Source organism: Stenotrophomonas sp. Sm6012 (assembly GCF_030985895.1).
Lineage (GTDB): Bacteria > Pseudomonadota > Gammaproteobacteria > Xanthomonadales > Xanthomonadaceae > Stenotrophomonas > Stenotrophomonas forensis.
This window is the reverse complement of the sequence record NZ_JAPTFX010000167.1, coordinates 1-9108: the sequence shown is the minus strand read 5'-3', so window position 1 is coordinate 9108 and position 9108 is coordinate 1. Positions and strand designations below refer to the sequence as shown.

General features: G+C 62.7%; 10 protein-coding genes and 1 tRNA gene. 7 read left to right on the top strand and 4 right to left on the bottom strand.

The features are described from left to right. Positions 1 to 1286: sensor histidine kinase (locus O0J73_RS19825; RefSeq protein ID WP_308309444.1), on the top strand; the 1286-nt coding region annotated here is incomplete at its 5' end. 85 nt (positions 1287 to 1371) lie between these two features. Here the strand turns inward: O0J73_RS19825 and O0J73_RS19820 are convergent. Together O0J73_RS19820 and O0J73_RS19815 are read right to left on the bottom strand one after the other, a co-directional pair. Beyond that, on the bottom strand, positions 1372 to 2121 hold the full coding sequence (locus O0J73_RS19820) for a M90 family metallopeptidase (RefSeq protein WP_053448523.1): 750 nt from the start codon (positions 2119 to 2121) through the stop codon (positions 1372 to 1374). An 8-nt stretch (positions 2122 to 2129) separates the two neighbouring features. Beyond that, positions 2130 to 2408: a hypothetical protein gene (locus O0J73_RS19815; RefSeq protein ID WP_049456584.1), complete on the bottom strand. Its 279-nt coding sequence runs from the start codon at positions 2406 to 2408 to the stop codon at positions 2130 to 2132. Positions 2409 to 2552: 144 nt separating this feature from the next. On the opposite strand from O0J73_RS19815, the gene birA reads away from it, so the two are divergent. The 6 genes from birA to O0J73_RS19785 all read left to right on the top strand — a co-directional run bounded on the left by birA (position 2553) and on the right by O0J73_RS19785 (position 7719). Beyond that, positions 2553 to 3521: a bifunctional biotin--[acetyl-CoA-carboxylase] ligase/biotin operon repressor BirA gene (gene birA / locus O0J73_RS19810; protein ID WP_308309443.1), complete on the top strand. Its 969-nt coding sequence runs from the start codon at positions 2553 to 2555 to the stop codon at positions 3519 to 3521. Continuing rightward, positions 3518 to 4249: a type III pantothenate kinase gene (locus tag O0J73_RS19805; protein ID WP_308309442.1), complete on the top strand. Its 732-nt coding sequence runs from the start codon at positions 3518 to 3520 to the stop codon at positions 4247 to 4249. The genes birA and O0J73_RS19805 overlap by 4 nt, the downstream gene beginning before the upstream one ends. Before the next feature lie 9 nt (positions 4250 to 4258). Next, a complete protein-coding gene (locus tag O0J73_RS19800) occupies positions 4259 to 5113 on the top strand; it encodes an SPOR domain-containing protein (RefSeq protein ID WP_308309441.1) in 855 nt (284 codons plus the stop codon). A gap of 41 nt (positions 5114 to 5154) precedes the next feature. After that, positions 5155 to 5230, top strand: a tRNA-Thr gene (locus O0J73_RS19795). Positions 5231 to 5915: 685 nt separating this feature from the next. Beyond that, positions 5916 to 6824 carry a thymidylate synthase gene (locus O0J73_RS19790; RefSeq protein ID WP_308309440.1) on the top strand — a complete coding sequence of 303 codons (909 nt, stop codon included), beginning with the start codon at positions 5916 to 5918 and terminating at the stop codon, positions 6822 to 6824. Further along, positions 6790 to 7719 carry a hypothetical protein gene (locus O0J73_RS19785; protein WP_308309439.1) on the top strand — a complete coding sequence of 310 codons (930 nt, stop codon included), beginning with the start codon at positions 6790 to 6792 and terminating at the stop codon, positions 7717 to 7719. Before O0J73_RS19790 ends, O0J73_RS19785 begins: the two co-directional genes overlap by 35 nt. Here O0J73_RS19785 and O0J73_RS19780 read toward each other — a convergent pair. Continuing rightward, positions 7703 to 8776, bottom strand: a complete 1074-nt coding sequence (locus O0J73_RS19780) for an ImmA/IrrE family metallo-endopeptidase (RefSeq protein WP_308309438.1) — start codon at positions 8774 to 8776, stop codon at positions 7703 to 7705. The two genes, O0J73_RS19785 and O0J73_RS19780, sit on opposite strands and share 17 nt — an antisense overlap. Then, positions 8773 to 9108 (bottom strand): hypothetical protein (locus O0J73_RS19775; RefSeq protein WP_308309437.1); only part of this gene is annotated, 336 nt, incomplete at its 5' end. The genes O0J73_RS19780 and O0J73_RS19775, both read right to left, overlap by 4 nt.

The following is a 9108-nucleotide window of genomic DNA, read 5'->3' as shown; positions in this document are numbered from 1 at the left end:
CCGGACATCGTGTTATCGCCAGGGTGAGCCGGCTCAGCCCTCGTTGCGCGGGATCGCGAAACGGTAGCCGCGACCGCTCGCTGTACATCCGCGAGCAGCCGCCGGATTCGCGCTTCGACGTTCCGGGCAGCGGCCTGTACCTGCAGGTGGTGATGCCACACGGCAAGGGCAATTCGATGTCCGCCGAAGGCCCGATGCTGCCCACCGTGGGCGGTGGCCTGCTGGCGCCGCGCCAGGAAGTGTTCGAAGGCCCGCTGCCGATGATCCAGATCGATGGCAGCCAGGGCTCTGTGTACCGCTATGGCCTGGGCCTGGTGTGGGACGCCGATGCCGACCCCGCCACCGAATTCCCGTACACCATCTACGTGATGGAAGACTCGCGCGCGCTGGGCGCGCAGCTGCGCGTGTTCCGCAGCCGGGTCTGGTTCTACCTGGGTGGCATCGGCCTGATCCTGCTGCTGCTGCAGACCGTCATCCTGCAGTGGAGCCTGCGCCCGCTGCGGCGGGTCATTACCGAGCTGACCAAGGTGCAGCGCGGCGAGACCGCGCGCATGAGCGAGCGCCACCCGCGCGAGCTGGAACCGCTGACCGACAGCATCAACGCCTTCATCGAGAGTGAGCGCGAGAACCTGGAGCGCCAGCGCAACACCCTGGCCGACCTGGCGCACAGCCTGAAGACACCGATCGCGGTGCTGCGCACGCAGATGGACAGCGGTGCCGGTGATGGCGCGCTGCGCGAGGAACTGGACGTGCAGCTGCAGCGCATGAACAACCTGGTCTCGTACCAGCTGGCACGCGCGGCGTCGTCGGGCCACAAGCTGTTCTCCGCGCCGCTGCCGATCGAATCCAATGCCGAGGAAATCGTGCGTGGACTGGAGAAGGTCTACGCCTCCAAGGGCGTGCTGTGCGAGTTCGACATCGACCCGGCCGCGCGCTTCCACGGCGAACCGGGCGACCTGCAGGAACTGCTCGGCAACCTGCTGGAAAACGCCTTCAAGTGGGCCAACCGCCGCGTGCTGCTGACCGCGCAGCCGCTGCCGGCACCGAACGCGCGTCGCGCCGGCCTGCTGCTGGCGGTGGACGACGATGGCCCGGGCATCGCCCCGGACGACATCGGCAAGGTGCTGCAGCGTGGCGTGCGCGGCGACGAGCGCGTGCAGGGCCATGGCATCGGCCTGTCAATCGTGCAGGACCTGATCAAGGATTACCGCGGTGAACTGGCCGTCGGCCGTTCCAGTGAACTCGGCGGCGCCCGCTTCGAAGTGCGCCTGCCGCCGGGACCGTAAACCCCTTCAATCGGTAGTGCCGGCCGCTGGCCGGCAACCTGGCAATGCCACCGAAGAGCATGAGCGTGCCGGCCAGCGGCCGGCACTACCGTTGTTCGAACGCCGGCGGCTCGCCATAGAACCGCCGCAGCTGCGCGGCCACCTCCGGCAACGCCTGCTGCAGCAGATCCGGTGCCGAGAAGTGGTACTCGCTGGCCACCGCGAAGAACTCTTCCGGCGCTTCGGCCGCATACGGGTCGATCAACGTTTCCTCACCCGCATCCACCTGCGCACAGAACGCATCGTAGGCACGCTGGAAAATGCCGGCCCACTCGCGCTGCCATTGCCGCGGCAGCGGCGGCGTGCCATCCATCGCGCCATCCAGCGCATCCAGCTTGTGCACCATCTCGTGCACCGCCACGCAGTAACCCTCGTGCGGCGCGGCCAGGTCGGCCTGCACATCGGCCCAGGACAGGATCAACGGACCGCTGTCCCATGATTCGCCAATCAGCTCGTCATCCCATTCGTGCAGCACGCCGGCTGCATCCATGTGGCTGCGGTGCACGCGGAACGCATCGGGGTAGACGATCAGCTGCGACCAGCCTTCCAGCCCCACCTCGCCGAACTCCAGCAGCGGCAGGCAGCACAGCGCGGCCAGCAGCACGCCATCGCCGGGCTGCAACTGCAGCTCGCCGATCGGGGTGATGGTCTTCTCGTGCAGGAAGCGCGTGGCCAGCACGCGCAGGCGCGCGCGACGCGCGTCGTCCAGGCCGTGCAACCAGGCCGCGCGGCGGCAGGCGTTATCCCAAAGCGCATCGTCAATCGGCCTCGGCGCAGGCCGCAGCCACTGCAGCAACGACTTGATCAGCGGAACATTCCCGGCAGGTAGCTGTGCCACTTCGGTGCGCGGATGCGCTGCAGCACGTCGTCATCGCTGCCGCCGCCACCGGTGCTGGTGTTGGCTGCCGGGCGTACCGGTGCCGGCTTGGTCGTGGCGGCCGCGGCGCTGGCGACCGGCGCACGCTGCGAAGCGGCATCCCCGTTGGAGGACACGCATGCCCCACGGCTGTCGTCCAGCGCTGCCGTTGCAGACGCCGCGAAGGGCATCATCAGCAGGATCAGGCAATGGGCATAACGGCGCATTGACGACATCCACGTTAAGGGAAGGTGAGTTCCCGATTCTAGCCCGAACCCGGCGCCCCGTTGGAAGCCACTGCGGAACCCAGCGTGGCGGGCGTCGCTGGCGGCTTTCCCGCATAATTCCGTCCTGACTTCGTGGAAGCTGCCGTGGACGATCGCCAATTGCTGGCCAAACTCGCTGCCGGTCGCCTGTCCGGCGACGCCCTGGCCCGTGAGCTGGGCCAGACCCGGGCGGCCATTTGGAAGCGTATTCAAGGACTTAGGGCTGCCGGCGTGGGCGTGGAAGGCCGTGCTGGCGAGGGCTATGGCCTGACCCGACCGGTCGACCTGCTGGACCCGGACGCGATGCGCGCCGGCCTGCCTGCCGCGGTTCTGCCGCTGCTGCACGACCTGCAGGTGGCCTGGACGGTGGACTCCACCAACGCCGAATTGCTGCGTTGCAGCGCGCCCCAGCGCGGGGTGAGCGTCCTGCTGGCCGAACGCCAGACCGGTGGCCGCGGCCGTCGTGGCCGTACCTGGGCCTCGCCGCTGGCCGCGCACGTCTACCTGTCGGTGCTGCGCCTGTACTCCGGTGGCCTCGGCCGCCTGGCCGGGCTGAGCCTGGTGGCCGGCATCGCCGTGGCCGAAGCGCTGCATGACCTCGGTTTCACCCAGGCGCAGCTGAAGTGGCCGAATGACCTGATCGTCGATGGCAAGCGCAAGCTGGTCGGCCTGCTCGCCGAAGGTGGTGGCGAATACGCCGGCCCGGCGCGCGCAGTGATCGGCATCGGCATCAACACGCACATGCCGCCGTCGTTTGCCGAGCAGATCACCCAGCCATGGGTAGATCTGGACACACTGGCCGGCAAGCCGGTGGACCGCAACGTGGTGGTCGCCGCAGTGCTGACACGCCTGCTGCCGGCGCTGGAGGAATTCGATCGCGAAGGCCTCGCGCCGTTCCTGCCGCGCTACGCCGCCTTCGACATGCTGGCCGGCCGCGAAGTGCGCGTGGAGCTGGAAGGGCAGTGGCAGCACGGCACCGCGCTGGGCCTGGCCGATGACGGCGCGCTGCGCGTGCGCATTGATGGCCGGGAACGCCTGCTGCACGCCGGCGAAGTCAGCGTGAGGGCGGCATGAGCGATTGGTTGTTCGACCTCGGCAACTCGCGCTTCAAGTTCGCGCCGTTGCAGGGTGACCGTGCCGGCGATGTGCAGGCCTGGGCGCATGGCGCCGAAGGCATGGCCGGGCAGCCGCCGCACAGCCTGCCCAGCGGCACCACCGCGTTCGTCGCCAGCGTGGCCGCACCGTCGCTGACCAGCGCCATGCTGGACCAGCTGCAGCGCCGCTTCGAACACGTGCATGTGGTGCGCACCAGCGCCGAATGCGCCGGCGTGCGCATCGCCTACGCCAAGCCGGAAAAGTTCGGTGTTGACCGCTTCCTGGCCCTGCTGGCGGCCGCCAAGGCGCAGCGCCCGGTGCTGGTGGTTGGCGTGGGCACCGCGTTGACCATTGACCTGCTCGACGCCGATGGCCAGCACCACGGCGGCCGTATCTCCGCATCGCCCACCACCATGCGCGAAGCACTGCACGCGCGTGCGGTGCAGCTGCCGGCCACCGGCGGCGACTACAGCGAATTCGCCAACGACACCGCCGACGCGCTGGCCTCCGGCTGCGATGGCGCGGCCGTGGCGCTGATCGAACGCAGCGCGCAGCAGGCGCACGCGCTGTTGGGCGTGGCACCGTCGCTGCTGGTGCACGGTGGTGGCGCACCCGCGCTGATGCCGCTGCTGCCCAGCGCCGACTACCACCCGTCGCTGGTGCTGGATGGCCTCGCCCGCTGGGCGGTGCACCAGCCCGCAGGCTAGTATCCGCGCATGCTGACCCGTGCCCTGATCGTCGTACTGGCCATCCTCAATCTTGGCGTCGCCTGCTGGTGGCTGCTGCGTGATGCGCCGCAAGCGCCCGCGCCGCCGCCGCAACCGGCCGGCGTGGCCGAGCTGCGCTGGGTGCCGGGTGGGGCTGATGCGACGGCCGCTGCCGAAGCCACCGCTGCCGCCCCGACCGCACCGCTGATGGAGCGCGAACCGGCCGAGAAGACCGACGTGGCAGCGACGCCTGCGCCTGCGGTGCCGGCCAAGCCCGAGGTGGCCAAGCCACAGGTGGCCGAGGCGGCGCCTGCACCCGCACCCGTGGCCGTTGCTGCGGCCGCCAAGCCCGCGCCCGCATCGGTTGCGGAAAAGCCCGCGACGCCGCCAGCCGCCCCGGAGCCGCCGCGCTGTGTCGCACTGGGCCCGTTTGCCGATCGCGCCGCCGCGACCGCCGCACAGGGCAAGGCCGGCAATGCCATCAGCCAGGTGCGCCTGCGCGAACAGCCCGCCGCCAGCGGCAGTGCCCGCTACCGCGTGCTGCTGCCGGCCGCCGCCAACCGGGAAGAAGCGCAGGCCACGGTGAAGCGCATCGTCGCCGCCGGCCTGAGCGACTACTACATCATCAGCCAGGGCGAGGACATCAACGCCGTGGCGTTGGGCCAGTACCGCAACCGCGAAGGTGCCGAGCGCCGCGTGGCGGCGGTGCAGGCCGCCGGCTTCCAACCGCGCCTGGTGGCCAGCGGCGATTCCGGCCAGTGGTGGTTGGAAGGCCAGCTGGCGGCAGGCACGCAGCCGGCCCAGGCCCAGCAGCGCAGCGGCGCGGCCCAGAGCCGGTCGCTGGAATGCGCGCGGTTGCGCTAGAATCCCCCGGACCGCGGCACTGCCGCCGGTGCACCACCCATGCCGCTTTAGCTCAGTTGGTAGAGCAACTGTCTTGTAAACAGTAGGTCATCCGTTCGATTCGGATAAGCGGCACCAATAACTCTTTGAATTCAATCAATTTACTGGCGAACCGATAGCGCCAAAAAGTAGGTTTGCCGGTAAAAATATCGGTAAAAGTAATTCAAGAGTTCATGTTCCACGAAGCCTGAGTGCTTGTAGCACCAAGGCTTATGGGCCTTGTGATGATTTGAAGGCCAACTGTCTTTTCATCGCGATTATCAGGCATCCGGCCATCCGGGATATGCCTAAGCTCTTGCCTTGCGACTGCTGTCGGCCAAGAGCGGACGTTGGACATGGAAAAGAAAAAGAGTCGACTCTGACCCTCATCTCCCGAAACTGACGAGCATCGGGCGCGACGTTGCGCCGCATCTAGCGGAAAGCAGCCTCATCGGTCGCGAAGGCGAAAACAGTGGTTAGAGGGGGCTCGGAGAACTGCTTGCGCGAGAGCGCCCAACTGGAGGCGCGATTCAAACCGAAATGTTCTCTGATCTCTCCACTTGTGGAGACCCCGCTGCGGTAGGGTGTCAACGAAGGTAAACGAAGGTATGCTCGGCCAGAGGGGGGGGGTATGCTATTTCGAGGATCAACCTTAGACGACGCTTTGTACAGAGTTCTCAAGTCGCTCCTCGTTTCGAGGCGAGCGTACTCTGTCGTATCCACAAGGAAAGCGTCCCGCGAACTTGTTGGCGCCCTGATTAGGATCGAGAATCCTAGAGCACGCATGAGCATCGCCGCCGTGCGTGGCCAGCTGTTCAGCTGTTTGGGTGAACTCTTCTGGTACTTGTCGGGTAGCGATGATGTTGATCAGATCGCTTACTACATTTCAAAGTACAAGGAGGAATCAGATGACGGGAAAACGGTAAGAAGCGCATACGGTCCTCGTCTGTTCGGCATGAGAGACATTAATCAGATCGATGAGGTCATCAAACTTCTACGGCTGAAGCCCTCAAGCAGGCGTGCCGTGATCCAGCTCTATGATGCTGGGGACCTCAGAGCCACTAAATCACCGCCGTGCACCTGCTTTCTACAGTTTTTCATTCGAGGAGGGCAATTGCATGCCTTTGCGTCTATGCGATCCAATGACGCCTTCATCGGGCTCCCCCATGACGTCTTTGCTTTCACGATGTTGCAGGAAATTCTGGCTAAAGAGCTCGGTCTCGGCTTGGGCACATACTCTCACGCAGTTGGAAGCTTGCACCTTTATGCCGAGAACGAGTTCGATGCAAGGCAGTATCTTGATGAGGGATTTCAAGAACGGGTCTTCATGCCGCCAATGCCAGATGGTTCGGCGTGGCATGCGATCCGAGAGCTCGTTGACTACGAAAGGGCAGTGAGAATAGAGGGTTGCACGGCGCCTGCGCCAAGTGGACTTGATGAATACTGGAAAGACATTGGGAGGCTCTTGGCGATCTACGCTGCAATAAGAGGACGCCAGCTCTCGAAAGGAAGCAAGCTCTCCTTCCTCAATAGGTTGCGAAGCGAGATGTCGTCTAGCGTGTTTGATTTCGCTATTGAGAAGAGGGCCAGGCGCTTGCGTAAGCCGGGGGTAATCACGCAGGCTGAGCTCTTCAACAGAACGAATGCTGGGGATATAAATGTCACTGCTGCATCGATCGCTGAAAGTACATGATCAAAAATCACTGAACTTGGTCCTAGCTGCAATCGAAAGAGCCGAGCGAAATGGGCTGGAAGCGCCGGGGATCGCAGACGAAGGCGCTCGCATCGTCTTTGCAATGCAAATCATTGAGAGCATTCGTCGTGTGCAATTTGCGACAGGCTTGCTTGACCGGCGGGCGTCGGCAGACAGAGCTTCTCATCAGTCTGCCCTGTTTGATCCGATTCGAGGAGCCGCACATCTGGGCATGCAAGGCGATCAGGATGAAGCATCATGGCTAGTCTTTCTCGCCACTCATTTTGGGCAGCGACCGGGGTCAAAGTGGGCGCTTGTTCGAGCCTTCTATTCGGGTGATCAACACGGCCCATGGACGTGGAAAAGAGCATCGACGAATGTTGATCAGATGCTGACTTGGCTTGAATCTAGTAGAGACCTCTTGAAGTCGGCCGGCAAGTTCGGTGGTCACCGCCCATATGAAAGCCTAGGCGCATCAGGAACCGGTGCCACTCTGGGTTCGTACGTGGAGTGGGTAAATAGCTACGGGTCTCACGCCGACATGTTCGGGAGGGCTTACGAAGTTTCAGAGCATGACGGCGGATTAGCTTTCGCTTTCCTCTATGACGATATGAAGAGGGTCAAGCGCTTCGGGCGACTGGCCAAGTTCGATTACCTTTGCATGCTGGGTAAGCTCGATGTCGCCAACATCTGGCCACTTTCCATGTATGTCGCTAGCTCGACAGGGCCAAAGCGTGGAGGTGCGCTGTTACTGGGACAAGGTGCTACTGCAGCTCAAATGGAAAAGGCCGCACAGTTGCTAGACGCTGAGATGAAAGTGGGAATGCAGGTCTTCGAGGATGCGTTGTGCAATTGGCAAAAGAGTCCGAATAAATTCGTCAGTTATCGAGGCTAGGCCATTTGTATCTGCGCTTCATGTTGTTCATGCGACTGAATGGAATCAGCCCATCCTTCTGAAGCTGCCCAACCAGAATTCCTGGGGAGATGCGCAATCGTTTAGCTAAGCGAGCAATTTCGTATCTACTGTTTTTCGCCGCAATGAGGTTTGCTCGAAACTCGTTTGGCACGAGCGCTTCTCGAGCGAACTGGTTCGCTTCTCGCTCCTGCTGTTCTGAGCTAGAGGAGTCACCTTCCAAGTGAGCAGTTGCGCTCTTGTGTAACAGCAAGTGGCCCGCTTCGTGGAAGAAAGTAAACCAAAGATGATCGTCAGATAGATGTCTCAGGCTGAGGCAGAGCAGAGCCTTTTCCGGCGTTACGAATCGAGTAGCCCCACTGATTCCTGAGCCGCTTGGGGACCTCGCGAACACTACAGCCACACCGGCACCTGCACATAGACTTTGTAGTCGCGGTATAAACAAGGATGGATCTCGCTCGTAGCTCAGCGGCTTGCACTCATTGAGAACCCGTCGAAATTCTTTCGCATCCCAAAACTTACACGCGATTCTTTCCCCAAGCTGTTCACTGTGCCGCAGCCAAGACGTGACGAGTCCAATCCGGGCGGCACCCTGCGCCCTACGAAAGGCGTAGTCGCCGATCTGATCCTTGTATTTTCCGTGCCAACTACGTGGAGAGGTAACGCCAAAAAAGTTGAGCAGCTCATTGAAGTCATCACTGGTTTCAGTGATCCACCCCCACTGTTTCATTTCACGGAGTGGGAACTGCTTGATCCAGTTCTTCGGCTCCACTTCGCAACTTTTAACTAGAGCTTCTCGGTAATCGGACTCTCGCTTCAGCCAGAAGCCAACTGAACCACCTAGTGCAGATGAAAGCTCTTGAGCCATCAGTGAGTCAATCACCAAGCTCCCCGCGAGCAGGCGCTCAACGTCTTCCCTGCCGATGCCGATGGCTTCGCCAAGCTGAGGTAGTTCAATTCCATTCTTCTTGATGAGACTCGCGATAGTTGCTCCAGGGGGGCTAGCCCAGTCGGAGAGCAGTGCGTCTACGCTAGTCATAGGTCGACCTTCTCGATTCTCATTGCTTGAATCGTGCTGGCAGGATCAACGGTGCGCATGGTCGCCAGAATTCTCATTCCTGCCTCAAATAAATCAATCACAACGCTTGTACCTTCCATCACCGTGACGCCGTACAAAGGCGGAAGCCCCGCTAGGTTCTCAGCGGCTTGCAGATCAGCGAGGGCCTGCTGAAGCAAAGTTGCATTAGCGGCGCCAAGCCTTCTGACTGAGGTGGATCCACATTCGCACAGCTCACGTGACCTGCCCCCCGTTTTCCGGGCCAACCTGATCTTAGTAGAGTCCGTCTCACAAGAGGACGGACATGAAGAAGC